Here is a 17,684-nt window from a genome sequence, read left to right on the forward strand (position 1 = left end):
GCGATCAGTAACGATAGTGTTCCGGTTTGAACGGACCATCAACAGACACACCGATATAGTCCGCTTGCTCTTTATCCAGCGACGACAGCTTTACGCCGATACGTTCCAGATGCAGACGGGCGACTTTTTCGTCCAGGTGTTTGGGCAGGATGTAGACGTCGTTGTTGTATTCATCACCTTTGGTCCACAGCTCGATCTGAGCCAGAACCTGGTTGGTGAAGGATGCAGACATAACGAACGACGGGTGACCCGTCGCGTTGCCAAGGTTCAGCAAGCGACCTTCAGACAGCAGGATCAGACGATTGCCCGAAGGCATTTCGATCATGTCCACCTGTTCTTTAATGTTCGTCCACTTATGGTTCTTCAGGCTTGCCACCTGAATTTCATTGTCGAAGTGGCCAATGTTGCCAACAATCGCCATGTCCTTCATCGCGCGCATATGCTCGATGCGGATCACGTCTTTGTTGCCAGTGGTGGTGATGAAGATGTCAGCATCTGCGACAGCGTCTTCCAACGTCACAACCTCGAACCCGTCCATTGCAGCTTGCAGCGCGCAGATCGGATCAACCTCGGTCACTTTCACACGGGCGCCAGCACCGCTAAGCGACGCGGCCGAGCCTTTACCAACATCGCCGTAGCCACAAACAACAGCAACCTTACCGGCCATCATCGTGTCGGTGGCACGGCGGATGCCATCAACCAGAGATTCTTTACAGCCGTATTTGTTGTCGAACTTCGATTTGGTCACCGAGTCGTTCACGTTGATCGCAGGGAAGGGCAGTTGGCCGTTCTTCACCAGATCATACAGACGATGCACACCGGTTGTGGTTTCTTCCGAAACACCTTTGATCTGTTCGCGCATCTTGGTGAACCAACCGGGGCTGGCTGCCATACGTTTTTTGATCTGCGCAAATACCGCGACTTCCTCTTCCGAGGTCGGTGTTTCGATCAGGCCGGTCTCGCCGTTTTCGACGCGTGCGCCCAACAGGATGTAAAGTGTGGCATCGCCACCATCATCCAAGATCAAGTTCGGGCCTTCCGGGAACATGAACGAGCGGTCAAGGTAGTCCCAATGCTCTTCCAGCGACTGGCCTTTGATCGCGAAGACCGGAACACCAGCCTGTGCGATCGCTGCCGCCGCGTGATCTTGGGTCGAGAAGATGTTGCACGATGCCCAGCGCACATCCGCGCCCAGCGCAACCAGTGTCTCGATCAGCACGGCTGTTTGAATGGTCATGTGCAGCGATCCAACGATCCGCGAACCAGCCAGCGGCTTGGTTTCACCATATTCCGCGCGCAGCGCCATCAGGCCCGGCATTTCAGTTTCTGCAATGTCCAGCTCTTTGCGGCCAAACTCGGCCAGAGCGATGTCTTTTACGATATAATCTTGTGTCACGGTGTTTCTCCGATACCTGAGCCCGATAGTGTTGCGCGTGCCGTATCATTCTATGGGTCAACACGCAATGAAGCCCAATTGACTTGCGCCTGAAAAAGGCGACATTGCGGACAGGAACCCACAAAAAGGCCAAAGAAAGGACTGTGAATGCCCGCTCAACCACGTGCTTGGCAACGAATGCTCTCGGGTCGGCGTTTGGATCTACTTGATCCCACCCCCGTAGATATCGAGATCGAGGACATCGCGCATGGCCTTGCCTTTGTCGCGCGCTGGAATGGGCAGACCTTCGGGGACTTCCCGTATTCTGTGGCTGAACATTCGCTACTGGTCGAGGCGCTGTACACGCGCATGAACCCCAAAACCCCTGTGAAATGGCAGCTGGCCGCGCTTTTACATGACGCGCCGGAATATGTGATTGGTGACATGATATCGCCCGTCAAAGCAGCTGTTGGACCGGGGTACGGAGAGCTGGACGACCGTTTGACCGCAGCAATCCATATCCGATTTGGCCTTCCTGCAAAAATTCCCGCACCCGTGAAGAAGGCGATCAAGCGAGCAGACAAGATCTCGGCCTTTTTAGAGGCCACGCAGATTGCTGGGTTCAGCGTTGAAGAAGCTGGGAAGATCTTCGGTGTGCCGGATCCAACGATGACCAAAGGGCTAAACATCACTCTGCGCCCGCCTGCCGAAGTTCGCGAAAGCTTTACCGCCCATCACAATGCGCTTTTGGAGAAGATGGGATGATCACCACCCGCGCAGCAACCCATGCCGACGCCCCCGCGATGAGCAATCTGATCACGCCAATTCTAAATGGGTGGCAAAGCAAACGGCGGGGCGATCCTGAGCATATGTTGGAAAACTATGTTCAGCATCCAGACAATATTCGCTGCACTGTTGCCATGGATGAAACGGGAAGATTGATGGGATTTCAGTCTCTAATCTTGCCGAAAGCGTGCAATCCCTACAACACACCCGAAGGTTGGGGAGAGATTGGGACATATGTCGCCTTAGACGCTGGTCGCGGAGGGATTGGGCGCGCAATGTTTGCCGGTTCCGTACAGGCGGCCCGCGAAGCTGGCATCAGCACGATTGAAGCTTCTATTGGGGCGGAGAACGACAAAGGCTTAGGTTACTATAGTGCTATGGGCTTTGAGACCTATGCGGAAGAGCCGGGATTGGTTCGAAAGCGGTTTGAGGTGAAATAGACAACATGAAACTTCATACACGCGCCGCGACACCAACGGATGCCAGCGCCATGTGCGCGCTGCTGAACCCAATTATTGAAGAAGGCAGCACAACCGCGCATCGAAACCTGTTCGACGCGGATAGGATGTGCGAAACGCATATCACCGCGCCCCGCCTTATCCGCACAACACTTGCCTTTAACGGCGAGAATCTGATGGGGTTTCAGTTGTTGGAATGGGCTGACCCCACCTATGACGGTCCCGAAGCCCTTCCCGATGATTGGGCCGTTATCGCGTCGTTTGTGCAAGCGGGATCGCAGGGTTTGGGAATTGGAAAAATTCTTTGGCGTGACACTCTTCTGGCCGCAAAGAAAGCCAGCGTCACAGCAATTGACGCGAGTATACGCACAGACAATATTTCTGGGTTGGCCTATTATTCTGGGCTCGGATTTAGAGACTATTCCACCATAAAAGACATGATTTTGTCGGATGGGTCCCATGTCGACAAAGCTCGAAAACGGTTTGATATCGCCTAAACGCAGACGCGTCCCTGTTGGGCTTCTCCATTGCGCCAACCCACAAACCGCTCGCGCGTAAAGGTTACCTCTAGCTCACCCCATTGCAGACGTTGCGAGATCTCGGCGGGACATCCGGCCAAGCTTAGAACATTGGGCTTTCCAAGTTCACGCGTCATGGCGGGTACCATGCCTTTGGGCGAGCGTCCAAAATCAATGCGTTGATTGCCCGGTATGACCGCAAGACCTTGCGCATCTGGTGTGAAATTCACACCTTTACGACTTTGTCGGGTCGTCTGATCGGGCTGCACACAAGCAGTCAGCATCAAAGCGATGCATGCTACAGCCGCAGCCCTCATTTCGGGCTGCGTTTTGCAAGAATGCGCTGAAGCGTACGGCGGTGCATGTTCAAGCGGCGGGCAGTTTCCGAAACGTTGCGATCACACAGCTCGTAGACACGCTGAATATGCTCCCATCGGACACGATCTGCGGACATCGGGTTTTCTGGAGGCGGAGGCAATTCGTCGGGCTGCGCCAACAGTGCAGCCGTGATGTCATTGGCATCCGCAGGCTTCGATAGGTAATCCGCCGCCCCAAGCTTGACCGCCGCAACAGCAGTGGCAATCGCACCGTATCCGGTAAGAACAACAATCCGAGCATCTGGGCGTTTGTCGCGAATGGTTTCGACGACGTCCAACCCGTTCCCATCGTCAAGCCGCAGATCTACCACCGCATATGCAGGGGGTCGTGCGGTCGCAATCGCTTTACCCGCAGCAACTGATCCAGCCGTTTCGGGTTCAAATCCCCGTTTCTCCATCGCCCGTGCAAGACGGCGCAGAAACGGTTCATCATCATCTACCAAAAGAAGGGATGCGTCTTCACCTATCGGCTTGAGTTCCTCAGCGGTCATCGCAGCAACCTCCGGTTTGCTTTTGCTGTTAGATACCTAGGTATTTTAGACCACGAGGTCAATTTTGACGCAGCGATGTTTTCTATGCGCCAGCATCAATAAAGCATCCGACACGCTGTGCCATCGATTCCGGTGTCTCATCACGCTTGAAGAAATCCGCAAATCCGCTTTCTGGAAACATCAGATACGTGAAGGTCGAATGGTCGATCAGATAGTATTCCTCCTGACCTTCTTCGGGTTCTTGTTTGCGGAAGTATGTTTTGTACGCTTGGCTCGCTGCTTTCACCTGTTCAGGTGTTCCAGTCAGGCCAATCATGTCCTCATGCATATAGCTGGTGAAATCTGCCAGATGTTCCGGCGTATCACGCTCTGGATCGACCGAGACGAAGGCCGCCTGCACGTCATACCCTTTTTCATCCAGAATACGCATCGCCGCAGCGTTGCGTGCATTATCCAACGGGCAAACATCGGGGCAGAACGTATACCCAAAATAAACCAATGTCGGTTTGGTAATCACATCCTTTTCGGTCACCGTCTTGCCGGTTTCATCCACAAGCTCAAACGGACCGCCGATAGAGGCTACACCAGTTCCAACTGCGCTCGCCCGGCAATCAGCAAAAGCATCGTTTTCACCGTCACCGCTGGTGACAAACCAAGTCGCCCCGACAAGGGCTGCAATTGCCGTGGCGGCCGTTATGGCATAGATGCGTTGCATAGAAACTCTCCGGTTTATTCGCGCAGGCATTGATCCCGCCTTTGCTCAGGACTAGCAAGAGAACACATTGACGCAACCCTTAATCGGTTCTGGTTGATCACAAATGGTCGAGATACACAAAGATCCTGCAACGGATGCTGCGCTCAGCAGCTCTCAACGCAGCTGGGTGCGCCTTCGGACTTTGATCCTGCTGCGCTGGGCTGCAATTGCGGGTCAAATCGCTGCAATCGCCGTCGCGGTTCAGGTCTTTTCGGTTCAAATTCAGTTCGGATTTGTTGCTGCTGCAATTGGCGCTGCTGTGATTGCCAACCTTGTTTCAACGGCTCTATTCCCGCGCAATACCCGTCTAAACGAGGTTCAGGCCACCGGCATTCTGGTCTTCGATACGCTTCAGCTTGGCGCGATGGTGTTCTTGACCGGGGGCATTCACAACCCATTCATGGTGCTGATCCTTGCCCCTGTCACTGTCGCCGCAACCGCCCTTTCGACGCGATCAACAATCATCGTTGGCGCGGTCGCCATTGCAGCAACCAGCCTTGTTACATGGTTCAACATCCCGCTGCAAATACCCACTGGTCCGCTGCGTATGCCGGATATGTTTGTATTCGGGATGTGGGTCGCCGTCACAATCTCGGTCGGGTTTATCGGTCTGTATACGCGCCGGATTTCGTCCGAGATGCGATCAATGTCCGAAGCACTTTTGGCCACACAAATGGCGCTCTCGCGCGAGCAAAGCCTGACGGATTTGGGGGGTGTGGTGGCCGCCGCAGCGCATGAACTTGGCACCCCACTTGCAACCATCAAGCTCGTCTCGACAGAACTGGTGGAAGAACTAGAGGGCACCGAGGAGCTGCGTGACGACGCGCGCCTAATCGGTGAACAGGCTGATAGATGCCGGGATATCCTGCAATCAATGGGCCGTGCCGGCAAAGACGACATGTTGGTCAAACATGCACCGTTAATTGCATTGATCGAGGAAGCAGCAGAGCCGCATCGTGAACGCGGTAAAGCCCTTGAGATTGAAATCGCCTGCATCGAGGCCGACCCGCAGGATCAGCCAATCCTCATGCGTCGCCCAGAAATAATCCACGGCCTGCGCAACCTGATCCAGAATGCAGTTGATTTCGCATCAACCAAAGTCTGGATCGAAATTTGCTGGAACGACGAACGTATTTCGATCCGCATTCTGGATGACGGCAAAGGTTATTCACCCCAGGTGCTGGGCTGGATCGGCGATCCATTCATCCGCCGCCGTAAGACATCCGCCGAGCGCGGTCAGCGTCAGGCTTACAAAGGGATGGGTCTGGGGCTGTTCATTGCAAAGACTCTGCTGGAACGGACAGGGGCCACGTTAACCTTTGCCAATGCGTCGTCACCCTATACCGGGCGTCCGCATCCACGCGCGAAATCGGGCGCAATTGCACAAGTTGAATGGCCTCGTGGCACGCAAGGGCTTGAGGCGACAAACATAAGTGGGGCTTTGGGTGAGAACATCCATTTCACTCATGATGCCGACCTTAAACCCTTTGATAATAATGGTTCATGAGCGATTAAAGCTTCATTAACCACACTGGCCTAACCTCTACCTGTGAAATGCGCGGGGATACCCCGCCGAACGGCAGGTGTGGATATGGTCAATTCTATTTATGCAGTTGCGCTGGTACTAACAGCCCTTTTGATCGCCATTGCGGCGCTATATGTCCTGTCTTTGCTGGATCCGACTCGGGATCGGAAGTTGCGCAAGCAATCGACGCGTGAAAAGGACAGCGTTGTGTTTTTGTTCGACGATCAGACCTTGATCGATGCCTCGCCTGCTGCTCAGCAGATACTGGACGCACTTCCCCGAAACGCCTCTTGGTCCGACTGGGACCACTTGTCCCACACTTTAGGAAGCCGTTTTCCCAACCTGTCGGATCAAATGGGTGATCTTGCTGATTTGGGGAAACTCACAATCCCCTCCTCGGATGGTGCGAATGAAGTGAAAGCCGAATGGCGCGATGGGTTGGCACGCCTTCAACTGATCAGCGCGGAATCGGGGCAGGAAAACCCCTTGGTTGACCGGATGAGCTTTGATGCCATGCGCCATGAACTGGAAGGTTTGCGCGCCACCGCACAGCACGTCCCAATCATGATGTGGCGTGAAGACGTCAACGGCAAAGTCACTTGGGCAAACAGAACGTATCTGGATCAGGCAACTGACCCCAACGCCCCTGATTCAGTTGCCAGCTGGCCCCCGCAGAAGCTGTTCGAGCGTCCCAAGCTGGAAGATGCAAAGGTGCTTGAAACGCCACGCCGCGTTGCGATCCAACTGCCGGCAGATGGTAAACGCCATTGGTTCGAACTTCACGACGCCCCATTAGGTGACGAAACGCTTTTGACAGCCATTCCTGTGGATCGTGTTGTTCACGCCGAGAAATCTCGGGCAGAATTCGTGACAACGCTAACCAAGACGTTTGCCCATCTTCCAATCGGCTTGGCGATATTTGATCGCAAACGCCAGCTCAGCCTGTTCAACCCGGCTTTGACCGACATTCTGGCGATGAGTGCCTCTTTCCTTGTTGGCCAACCAACGCTGTTTACGTTCCTTGATCGCTTGCGTGAAAAACGCCTGATGCCAGAGCCGAAGGACTATGTCTCGTGGCGCCAACAAATGGCAGACTTAGAAACCGCCGCCGTAAACGGCACTTATGAGGAAACTTGGTCGCTTCCCACCGGCCAAACTTACCGAGTGACAGGTCGTCCACATCCTGACGGCGCGGTGGCGTTTCTGTTTGAAGACATTACCTCAGAAATCTCGCTGACACGCCGGTTTCGCCGTGAATTAGAGATGGGTCAGTCCGCTTTGGACTGTATCGAAGATGCCATCGCTATCTTTTCACCCGGCGGAGTACTTTCCATGTCGAATGCCGCTTACATCAAGCTTTGGGGCAACGACCCTTCAACCACGTTGGAAGATATCAATCTGGGTGACGCAATCCGCACATGGCGGACAACCGCGGGTGAAACGCCTGTTTGGCGCATGCTGAAAGAATTCGTCGCCGCACATGGCGAACGTCAGGCCTGGAATGACCGCATCGCATTGTTGGATGGGCGGCAGGTGGATTGCGAATTTGTTCCGATGGTGCGCGGGGCGACGATGGCACGGTTCCGGGTGGAAACGGCCCAGCATGGTCTGCAGCCCATGCAGAAAACTGCGCTGTCACTGACCCCATAAGGCTTTAAACCTGATCCAGTCTTGCGCCGACGCGCTGGGCGTCTAAAACTCGTGCCATGACGCACGCCTTTCACCTTGATCTTGTATTTCCCAGCCCTGACCAAACAACTGCATTCGCGGCCGCGCTGGCAGAACAGCTAGCGCCCGGCGATGTGATCTTGCTGTCTGGTGGTATCGGTGCAGGCAAAACCCATTTTGCGCGGGCACTGATCCAAGCGCGCTTGGCGCGAAACGGTATCGTCGAAGACGTGCCTTCGCCCACTTTCACATTGGTCCAGACCTACGATGATTCCGTATGTGAAATCTGGCATTCTGACCTCTATCGGCTGACCCACCCGGATGAGATCGAAGAGCTTGGTTTGATCGACGCCTTTGAAACCGCAATCTGCCTTGTTGAATGGCCCGACAGGCTGGGCGATCTGACCCCCGACAATGCCTTGGTGATCGAGTTTTCAACTGGCGGCCCTTCGGCCGATCCCGATCTCAGGGAACTTCACTTTTCTGGGCCTGCTGAAAAATGGGAAAGCCGACTTCGAAAGGCTATTCCATGAGCGATGCTCGCCAGAACGATAGGCTTGCTTTCTTGCAGGGAACCGATTGGGCAGGTTCGGCCTTTGTACCGCTGTCTGGTGATGCCTCGTCTCGTCGGTACTTCCGTGCAACGGCACCGCGGCCAGCGATCCTGATGGACGCACCCCCGCAAACCTGCGGCTCGATGCAGTCCTTCGTCGATATGGCGTACCATCTCTCTGCGCTCGGCCTTTCGGCCCCAACGATTTACGAGGTTGACCTTCAGACGGGCTTCCTTCTTTTGGAAGACTTCCAAGACGACGATTTCGCGACGCTGATTGATAACGATCCTTCGCTAGAAAACAGTCTCTATTCCACCGCGACAGAGGTCATACATACCGTTCTGGATGCAAAGCCAGCAAGCGTCGCGGATTATGGAATTCCTGAAATGGCCCGCGCTTGCGACCTGGCGTTCCTGCACTATGCGCCCCAGTCACCAAAAACCGTCGATGAGATGATAGAGGCGATCCGAACCGCCCTCTCACCCTTTCGGTCGAGCCTGCATACCTCTCTACGTGATTACCACGCCCAGAACCTGCACTGGCTGCCCGACCGCAGAGGTGCCGCGCGCGTTGGGCTTTTAGATTTTCAGGACGCTGTAAATACGCTGCCCAGCTATGATCTTGTGTCCCTTCTGCGCGATGTCCGCCGGAACGTGTCGCCAGATATGGCACATTCGGCACGCGTCGCCTTCGCCGATCGGCGTGGTCTGGATCAGAACGCCTTTCAGAATGAATTTCACATGGTTGCCGTGCAACGAAACCTTCGCATTCTGGGCATTTTCGCACGCCTTTCCCACGAATTTGGAAAGCCACACTATGTCGATCTGATCCCCCGCGTCTGGGGGCTGCTTCAAGATGACCTAAGCCACCCGCCGCTGGCCGAATTGCGAAAGCAGTTAAACACAGTCCTGCCCGAACCCGACACCGACTTCCTTAACAAGCTGAGACAACCATGCCCGACACCGTAATGATTTTCGCCGCCGGACGTGGAACACGCATGGGGGCTTTGACCGAAGCGCAGCCAAAACCGTTGGTTCCAGTCGCCGGTAAACCGCTTTTGGATCACGCATTGGAAATTGTTGACGACGCCAACGGGGTCTCTCAGATCATTGTGAACACCCACTATCTGGCCAACCAGATCGAAGATCACCTTTCCGATAGACGAGTTTTATTTTCACAAGAAGAAGAACTTCTGGAAACTGGAGGCGGCCTTAAAAGGGCTCTAACCCTGCACAAAACTAACTCAATCTATACATTGAATGCGGATGCCGTGTGGTCCGGCCCGAACCCTATACAAGCCCTTTTGGACGCTTGGGATCCTGACAGGATGGACGCGCTGATGCTGCTTGTGCCCCTTGAAAGCGCGATTGGCCATTTAGGTGCAGGAGACTTTCACCAAACACCGGAAGGCCGACTGATCCGCGGCCCAGGTTTGGTATACACTGGCTGTCAGATCATCAAAGCCGCCCCAGTTACGGCAATCCACGAGGATGTATTTTCGCTGAACACTGTTTGGAACGCTATCGATAAAGCAGACCGCCTGTATGGACTCACCTATTCTGGTTCATGGTGCGACGTTGGACATCCAGACGGGATCGCATTGGCAGAAAGAATGTTAGAAACCCAAGATGTTTAAGCCTACCGCCAAATCCCGCGCCTTCCATGTGCCACTGGGGGTCGATTTCCCAAAAGCTTTGGTCCTTGGCGTGCGCCAGCGAATGGCGGATCGTCCGCCCGAGGATATGGCCAAGATCGAACTCTATCTGAACTCGCGTAGAATGCTAAATCGCGTGCGCAGCTTGTTTGATGATCAACCCGGATTTGTACCCCGTCTACGCTTGATTACGGATCTGGCGCAATTGCCGTTGGACAGCTCGATCCCCACAGCCGTAGCGCCCTTACGCCGTCAGCTAGAGCTGCATCAGCTAATCCTTGCATTGCTGGACAAAGAACCCGATCTCGCCCCGAAAAGCGCTGCGTTTGATCTGGCAGATAGCGTTGCAAAGCTAATGGATGAAATGCACGGTGAAGGTGTGAATCCGGCTGCATTAGAGACACTTGATGTACAGGACATGTCCGAACACTGGGCGCGAAGCCTACAGTTTCTTTCGCTTATCAATCCGTTCTTTGACCCACAGGCCGGACATGCCCCAGACGCGGAAACACGGCAGCGATTGGTGGTTAAAAGCATCATCGAGGGTTGGGAAACCTCTCCGCCTGATCATCCTGTTACCATCGCTGGTTCAACGGGATCTCGCGGCACCACATCAATGTTGATGGAGGCCGTTGCGAAGCTACCCAATGGGGCGTTGGTTCTGCCCGGTTTCGACACTGATCTGCCTGAATCTACTTGGACCAATCTGGTTGACGCACATTCTGCGGAAGATCACCCACAATACCGCTTCGCCGCACTACTAAAACGGTTGGGCCTGACCCAGAACGATGTTCAATATTGGACAGACCTTGCACCAGTTGCCCCAGAACGAAACAAGCTGATCTCACTTGCGCTTCGACCTGCGCCCGTAACGGATCAGTGGCAGGTCGAGGGGCGCCGCCTTCAAAACATCAATAAAGCCACAGAAGAATTGACGCTTGTTGAAGCTGCGAAGCCGCGTGATGAAGCTTTGGCCATCGCAGCGATCCTGCGCCGTTCAATTGACGACGGCGTTTCAGTTGCCTTGATTACGCCAGATCGAAACCTGGCCCGGCAGGTTTCAGCCGCGTTAGATCGTTGGAATATCGAACCCGATGACAGCGCTGGGCGCCCATTGGCGCTTTCCGCTCCTGGACGTTTTCTGCGTCAGGTCTCGCTCATGATGTGCGAGGCTCCGGCTGCGGACCGGTTACTAGCTTTACTGAAGCATCCGCTTACAAACACTGGCAGTGAAGCGCGCGGCGACCACTTGCGCTGGACCCGCGATCTGGAGCTTCAGGTGTTGAGGGGATCTCCTGCCGTTCCGGATCGTGATGCGCTGATGGAATGGGCAAAGTCCTTCGAAGAAGACCCTGAACGCGCAGCTTGGGCGGATTGGGTTGCGACCACTTGCCTTTGTGATCCCATCGCGAACGAGCTAGCCCTAGTCGATCTGCTATCGCATCACCTTGAGCTGGCCACTGCGATCGCAAAAGGGCCGTCAGGCGACGGGACAGGGGAACTTTGGAACCGCGCAGCGGGGCAGATGTGCCAAGAAATAGTCTCTAATCTTGCTGATAATGCGATACACGGCGGCAACCTATCCCCATTGGCATATCGGGATCTTTTCCGTTCAATCCTGTCAAAAGGCGAGGTACGCGACCCGAACACACCCCATCCCGGTGTGATGTTCTGGGGTACACTCGAAGCACGTGTTCAGGGTGCGGATCGCGTTATCCTTGCGGGTCTAAACGATGGTATCTGGCCCGAGCTGCCCGGCCCTGATCCATGGCTAAACCGTCAGATGCGGCTGCAGGTTGGCCTGTCTCTGCCAGAACGTCGCGTGGGCCTTTCCGCGCATGACTTTCAACAAGCCATTGCCACAAAAGAGGTCATCCTGACCCGATCCACTCGCGACGCAGACAGCGAAACGATCCCGTCGCGCTGGTTGAACCGCATCTGCAATCTGATGGCGGGTATATCGAATGAAGGCGAACAGGCCCTGCAACACATGCGCCAACGGGGCAGTCAGTGGCTGGAATACGCACAACAGATCGACCAACCATCAGAGACTATTTCACCAGAAACTCGCCCTTCGCCAGCGCCGCCATTGTCTACGCGTCCGCGACAACTTTCGGCCACTGGCGTCACAAAACTGATCCGGGATCCGTTTGCGATATACGCGGACAAGGTTCTTCATCTACGCGCGCTGGATCCTTTGATGCGCGGATCTGATGCGCTGATGCGCGGAACCGTTCTTCACGATGTGTTCGAACGTTTCGTTGAAGCTCTGCCTGAAAAACCAGATCCCAACAACGAGATTGAACGCCTTCATCAGGTTGCTAATGACGTTCTGGAAGAACAAGTTCCTAATCTGGCGACGCGGATTCTTTGGAAAGCCCGCATTGATCGGATTGCGCCATGGTTCATTGAACAGGAGCTTCTACGGAATGGCTGGTCCCGAAACCTGGCGAACGAAGCGTGGGGTCGCGTACAGTTTGATGATCCAGATTTCACGCTTGTCGCCAAAGCCGACCGGATTGACCGCCACCAAGATGGGTCGCTTCTGATTTACGACTACAAGACGGGCTCGCCCCCAAACGAAAAGCAGCAGAAGCACTTTGACAAGCAGCTGCTTCTTGAAGCTGTCATTGCCCAAACAAGTGGATTTGAGAACGTCGAGCCATCACCTGTTTCAACGGTAAGCTACATTGGGCTAACCCCGCAGAAAGAGGTATCAACTGACCTGACGAGTTCAGATGTCGTTCGTGTAAGAGAAGAGCTATTGGGCCTTATTAGTGCCTATTATGTGGAAGAGCAGGGCTACACATCACGACGCGCAATGCACATGCATCGCTTCGCGGGCGACTATGATCATCTGGCCCGGTTTGGTGAATGGGATGACAGTGACACCCCTGTGGTGACGGAGGTCGGACGATGAAGTTTAACGACGCCACACTTGCCCAAATCCGGGCAGCGGACCCGACAGCTTCGACCTGGTTATCGGCCAATGCAGGTTCAGGAAAGACGCGTGTTCTAACCGACCGTGTTGCGAGGCTTTTGTTGGATGGGGTATCACCGCAAAACATCCTGTGTCTGACTTATACCAAAGCCGCGGCAAGCGAGATGCAGAACCGCCTGTTCAAGCGTCTTGGTGAATGGGCCATGAAAGATGACGCAAGCCTTACCCTTGCGCTGGCCGAGCTTGGGGTCGAAGGCGCCCGCGACCTTTCATTGGCGCGTCAATTGTTCGCCCGAGCCATCGAAACCCCCGGCGGGCTGAAGATTCAGACGATTCATGCGTATTGCGCATCGCTTCTACGCCGCTTTCCGACCGAAGCGGGCGTATCCCCGCAGTTTACCGAGATGGATGACCGCGCGGCTACTGATTTGCGTGCGATTATTCTAGAACAGATGAGCGACGGGCCACATAGAGACCTTGTTCAGGATCTGGCTACCATCTTTACGGGTGAAGATCTGTCCCGCCTAACAGCAGGTATAACTTCGGCCCGGATGTTGTTCACTGATGCGAAAGAAGAGGCGCTGATCAAGGGTTGGTTCGGTTTGTCGACTGAAGACGATTTACAAGCTGTCCTTGAGGATTGCTTTGAGCCGGAAGATCTGGAAGTTCTGACCAAGTTCCACGCGGGCTCGGCCACCGGCAGTGCACAGGATCAAAAGCGGGCAGAAGCCCTTCAAGGCGCTGATTTAGGCCAACCGAATTTGGATCTACTGAAGCGGTTGGAAAATATCTTCCTACTGCAGAAATCACCTTATTCCGCAAAGATAGGCTCTGTCCCGACCAAATCCCTGCAGACTGGTGCCTGCGCGCCGATTATGGATAAACTTGATGGTCTGATGGCACGAATCCAAGAAGCGAAAGCCAAACGTCTGGCCCTATACAACGCCCAGCGCACTCTGGCTCTGTACCGATTTGCCCATGAATATGTGCAAGAATACGGGGCCGCAAAACTGGCGCGTGGCTGGTTGGATTTCGACGACCTTATTTTGAAAGCAGGCGCGCTGCTGACAGACCCTTCGGTCGCAGCTTGGGTTTTGTTCAAACTGGACGGTGGCATCGACCACATTCTGGTAGACGAGGCACAAGACACCAGCCCTGTCCAATGGCGCGTGATCGACAGTCTGGCGCGCGAATTCACCACTGGGTCGGGCGCGCGAGACGATGTTGAGCGCACGATTTTCGTGGTTGGGGATCCAAAGCAGTCCATCTATTCGTTCCAAGGTGCGGAACCTGCCGAGTTCCAGCGCATGCAGCACAGTTTTGCCGATCGGTTACACCAAGTCGGACGCGCATTGGCCGTTCAACCGCTGGAATACTCGTTCCGATCCTCGCCCGCAGTTCTGGGTTTTGTAGATATGGCACTGGAGGGCCGGTCCGGTCTTGGGGGCGGCTTTAAGCATCGCGCATTCTTCGGGGACAAACCCGGCCGTGTAGACCTGTGGCCATCGATCGAGCCTGTGAAGCAGGAAGAAGATCGTGATTGGAACGATCCGGTAGACCGGCCCTCCCCGCGTGATCACCGAGTGCAGCTGGCAGACCATATGGCAGATGAAATCCAGCGCATGATCCGGGAAGAACAATTGCCGGATGATAATGGCGGGTCGCGACCGGTTGATCCGGGCGATATTCTTGTTCTGGTGCGGTCTCGCAGCGAGCTATTTCACGAACTGATCCGCGCTTGCAAATCACGTGATATTCCCATCGCGGGGGCCGATCAACTGCGCATCGGTGCTGAGCTTGCGGTTAAAGATCTAACAGCCCTTCTTTCATTCTTGGCCACACCCGAAGATGATCTGTCGCTTGCCACGGTACTCAGGTCTCCCTTGTTTGGTTGGAGCGAAGACGACCTGTTCCGGCTGGCCCATTACCGAGGTAAGAAGACCTTCCTTTGGCGGGCCTTATCAGATCAATCTGAACAGTATTCGGCTACGTTAGAGACGCTTCACGATCTGCGAAACCGCGCAGATTTCTTGCGCCCCTACGAGCTTTTAGAACGTATCCTGACACGTCATGATGGCCGCAAAAAGCTGCTGGCCCGATTGGGGCAAGAGGCCGAAGACGGTATCGACGCCCTTTTGCATCAGGCGATGAATTACGAACGGTTAGAGATCCCCAGCCTGACCGGTTTCATTTCATGGCTGGAAACCGGCGATATCACGATCAAGCGACAGGTGGACAGCAAAGGTCACCTTGTACGGGTGATGACAATCCATGGTTCGAAAGGGCTTGAGGCGCCGATTGTTATGCTGCCGGATCTGGCAAGGCGAAATGCCTCGGACATGCCGCAGATTGGGAAACTGCCGTCAGATCAGCCATTCTGGTTCCCATCGAAAGCAGATCGGACAGACGCCATCGAGGGCGTCTCCGAAAACCTGAAAGAAGCTGAGATCGAAGAACGTACGCGGCTGCTTTACGTCGCCATGACCCGTGCCGAGCAATGGTTGATCCTTGCTGCTGCTGGCGATCTTGGGAAAGCTGACACCGGATGGTATCGAGTCTGCGAAACCGCGATGGAGAATGCCGGCGGCGCGGATTGCGCTTTTCCAACTGGGACTGGAAAACGCTACCACACAGGCGAATGGCCAGAGCCGGGGGTGAACCACGCACTTGATAGCGATATGCAAACATCCGATTTGCCGGATTGGCTGACATCAGATGCGCACCCACCGATCAATACTCCCAAGCCGTTGTCCCCGTCCGATCTTGGGGGCGCTAAGGCACTGCCCGGTGAGCTTGAACTTGCAGACGGTCAGGACCCGCTGATCCGCGGGCGTCAAATCCACCTTTTGCTGGAACACCTTCCGGGCATCGCCCAAGACAGATGGACAGCAGTTGGTGAATATCTGCTGTCGACTGGCCCTGATGCAGCAACGCCTGAAACCACGCGCACGTTGACGCACGAAGTTGCGGCACTGTTAACCGATCCCGCTCTGACGCATTTGTTTGATGCAAACAGTATTGCCGAAGCGCCCATCACTGGGCATTTGCCTGATTCACCAAATCAGCTTCTGCACGGGTATATTGACCGTCTGATCGTGACAGATGATCAAGTTCTGGCCATTGATTTCAAATCCAATCGCCTTGTTCCCGACGCGCCCGAACACACCCCAGAAGGATTACTGCGGCAAATGGGGGCTTACCGAACAATGTTGCGCGCAATCTACCAAGATCGACCTGTCCACACCGCAATCCTTTGGACACAAAGCCGTGAGCTGATGGTGCTGGACGATCAACTTGTCGATGGGGCCCTTGGCCGCCTTGACGCTGGGGGTCTGGCTACATAAAGCGTTTCGGTTTTAACCTGACACGGTGGAAACCGAAACGCTGTACAAGATATCTTCCTTGCGGGCGTTTCGCGACAAACTTGCACTTCAAGTTTATCCCGAAACGCTTTAGGTTCTGACCAACCACAAATTTCAGGAGAGTTACCATGGCAACCGTTGCTGTCACAGATGCCACCTTTGAAGAAGAAGTCCGCAATGCGGATGTGCCCGTTATCGTCGATTTTTGGGCCGAATGGTGTGGTCCTTGCAAACAAATCGGTCCAGCTTTGGAAGAGCTGTCGGCCGAGTATGAAGGCAAGGTGAAGATCGTTAAGGTGAACGTAGACGAAAACCCGAATTCCCCAGCGCAAATGGGTGTCCGCGGAATTCCGGCACTGTTCATGTTCAAAGACGGTCAGGTGATCTCGAATAAAGTTGGCGCTGCACCGAAAGCCGCGCTTCAGTCTTGGATCGACGAAAGCGTCTGATCCCTTACAAGACAAAAGAAAAGCCCCGCTTGATGCGGGGCTTTTTTGTTTCTCATTTGATCGAACTTAGATCAGCAGAACTTGCGCGCCATTCCCAACCAAGCTGTAAAGCTCTGCAATATGTTGGTTATACAGGCCGATACAACCGTTCGACGATTGGCGACCGATTTTGCGTGTGTCATGCGTTCCGTGGATCCGGTAGTATTTCCAGCCCAGATATAGCGCGTGGGTGCCCAGCGGATTATCGGGGCCGGGGCCAACAAAAGCGGGCCATTCCGGGTTACGCTTGCGCATCGCCGGGGTAGGGGCCCATGACGGACCTTCCACTTTGCGGATCACACTTGTCCGTCCGCGACGCGTCAGATCTTCACTTAGCGGTACCGAGGTCGGGTACAGGCGATATGTCGCCTGATCCTCTGACCAGAAGTGCAAACAGCGCGAGCTGATATCGACCAGGATAACGCCACCGCGGGTGTTGCTGAAATACGGCTGCCAGTTCAATGTCCGGAAGCTAGAAATATTACGTTTAACCACTTCGGTCAGGTCGCGCTCGACCTCAGTTGAACCGCTGAACTGCGCAATGGCAGGAGTTGCAACTCCGCCAGCTACGGCTGCAGCGCCGCTTAGAAACGCGCGGCGACCGATCTTCAATCCTGTCTTGTCACTCATTTCGGAACTCCAAACAAAATAACATCTATTCAACGCTTCTATATTGCGCGTTCGCATCAGTCGCAATTCAAACCAGCGTGATTTCGCAATGATCACACACCCG

At 54.7% G+C, this 17,684-nt stretch carries 16 protein-coding genes; 11 read left to right on the forward strand and 5 right to left on the reverse strand.

Annotation, left to right across the window (positions count from 1 at the left end):
- Window positions 1-4 precede the first annotated feature (4 nt).
- Complete coding sequence (gene ahcY, locus AC0L6A_RS01075; RefSeq protein ID WP_473291638.1) at window positions 5-1,396, reverse strand: adenosylhomocysteinase; 1,392 nt, start codon at window positions 1,394-1,396, stop codon at window positions 5-7.
- Between the two features lie 147 nt (window positions 1,397-1,543).
- Here ahcY and AC0L6A_RS01080 point away from each other — a divergent pair, with 147 nt between their 5' ends.
- Genes AC0L6A_RS01080 through AC0L6A_RS01090 form a run of 3 tightly spaced genes read left to right on the forward strand, consistent with a single transcriptional unit; the run spans window position 1,544 to window position 3,116 of the window.
- Window positions 1,544-2,140, forward strand: a complete 597-nt coding sequence (locus AC0L6A_RS01080; protein WP_473291639.1) for an HD domain-containing protein — start codon at window positions 1,544-1,546, stop codon at window positions 2,138-2,140.
- A complete protein-coding gene (locus AC0L6A_RS01085) occupies window positions 2,137-2,601 on the forward strand; it encodes a GNAT family N-acetyltransferase (RefSeq protein WP_473291641.1) in 465 nt (154 codons plus the stop codon). Before AC0L6A_RS01080 ends, AC0L6A_RS01085 begins: the two co-directional genes overlap by 4 nt.
- Before the next feature lie 5 nt (window positions 2,602-2,606).
- Entirely contained in the window at window positions 2,607-3,116 is a 510-nt protein-coding gene (locus tag AC0L6A_RS01090) for a GNAT family N-acetyltransferase (protein WP_473291642.1), read from the forward strand.
- On the opposite strand, the gene AC0L6A_RS01095 is transcribed toward AC0L6A_RS01090, so the two are convergent.
- The 3 genes from AC0L6A_RS01095 to AC0L6A_RS01105 all read right to left on the reverse strand — a co-directional run bounded on the left by AC0L6A_RS01095 (window position 3,113) and on the right by AC0L6A_RS01105 (window position 4,720).
- A complete protein-coding gene (locus tag AC0L6A_RS01095; protein ID WP_473291644.1) occupies window positions 3,113-3,421 on the reverse strand; it encodes a hypothetical protein in 309 nt (102 codons plus the stop codon). The genes AC0L6A_RS01090 and AC0L6A_RS01095 overlap by 4 nt on opposite strands.
- Before the next feature lie 29 nt (window positions 3,422-3,450).
- Complete coding sequence (locus AC0L6A_RS01100) at window positions 3,451-4,005, reverse strand: ActR/PrrA/RegA family redox response regulator transcription factor (RefSeq protein WP_473291645.1); 555 nt, start codon at window positions 4,003-4,005, stop codon at window positions 3,451-3,453.
- An 82-nt stretch (window positions 4,006-4,087) separates the two neighbouring features.
- Entirely contained in the window at window positions 4,088-4,720 is a 633-nt protein-coding gene (locus AC0L6A_RS01105) for an SCO family protein (RefSeq protein ID WP_473291646.1), read from the reverse strand.
- Between the two features lie 103 nt (window positions 4,721-4,823).
- On the opposite strand from AC0L6A_RS01105, the gene regB reads away from it, so the two are divergent.
- The 8 genes from regB (at window position 4,824) to trxA (ending at window position 16,912) form a co-directional block, all read left to right on the forward strand.
- Window positions 4,824-6,266: a sensor histidine kinase RegB gene (gene regB / locus AC0L6A_RS01110; protein WP_473291647.1), complete on the forward strand. Its 1,443-nt coding sequence runs from the start codon at window positions 4,824-4,826 to the stop codon at window positions 6,264-6,266.
- Window positions 6,267-6,350: 84 nt separating this feature from the next.
- Entirely contained in the window at window positions 6,351-7,934 is a 1,584-nt protein-coding gene (locus AC0L6A_RS01115) for a PAS-domain containing protein (protein WP_473291648.1), read from the forward strand.
- 56 nt (window positions 7,935-7,990) lie between these two features.
- Window positions 7,991-8,485 (forward strand): tRNA (adenosine(37)-N6)-threonylcarbamoyltransferase complex ATPase subunit type 1 TsaE, encoded by a 495-nt coding sequence (tsaE, locus tag AC0L6A_RS01120; protein WP_473291649.1) that lies wholly within the window; start codon window positions 7,991-7,993, stop codon window positions 8,483-8,485.
- The gene (locus AC0L6A_RS01125) at window positions 8,482-9,474 is read left to right on the forward strand and encodes an aminoglycoside phosphotransferase family protein (protein ID WP_473291650.1); all 993 of its coding nucleotides are present in this window, start codon (window positions 8,482-8,484) and stop codon (window positions 9,472-9,474) included. Before tsaE ends, AC0L6A_RS01125 begins: the two co-directional genes overlap by 4 nt.
- A complete protein-coding gene (locus tag AC0L6A_RS01130; RefSeq protein WP_473291651.1) occupies window positions 9,459-10,142 on the forward strand; it encodes a nucleotidyltransferase family protein in 684 nt (227 codons plus the stop codon). Before AC0L6A_RS01125 ends, AC0L6A_RS01130 begins: the two co-directional genes overlap by 16 nt.
- The gene (gene addB, locus AC0L6A_RS01135) at window positions 10,135-13,080 is read left to right on the forward strand and encodes a double-strand break repair protein AddB (RefSeq protein WP_473291652.1); all 2,946 of its coding nucleotides are present in this window, start codon (window positions 10,135-10,137) and stop codon (window positions 13,078-13,080) included. The genes AC0L6A_RS01130 and addB overlap by 8 nt, the downstream gene beginning before the upstream one ends.
- Entirely contained in the window at window positions 13,077-16,445 is a 3,369-nt protein-coding gene (gene addA / locus AC0L6A_RS01140) for a double-strand break repair helicase AddA (RefSeq protein ID WP_473291653.1), read from the forward strand. The genes addB and addA overlap by 4 nt, the downstream gene beginning before the upstream one ends.
- A gap of 146 nt (window positions 16,446-16,591) precedes the next feature.
- A complete protein-coding gene (gene trxA, locus AC0L6A_RS01145; protein ID WP_473291654.1) occupies window positions 16,592-16,912 on the forward strand; it encodes a thioredoxin in 321 nt (106 codons plus the stop codon).
- Between the two features lie 66 nt (window positions 16,913-16,978).
- Here the strand turns inward: trxA and AC0L6A_RS01150 are convergent, their stop codons facing one another.
- Window positions 16,979-17,581 (reverse strand): L,D-transpeptidase, encoded by a 603-nt coding sequence (locus AC0L6A_RS01150; protein WP_473291655.1) that lies wholly within the window; start codon window positions 17,579-17,581, stop codon window positions 16,979-16,981.
- Window positions 17,582-17,684 lie beyond the last annotated feature (103 nt).

The sequence above is a fragment of the Aliiroseovarius sp. D2-2 genome (assembly GCF_055809455.1).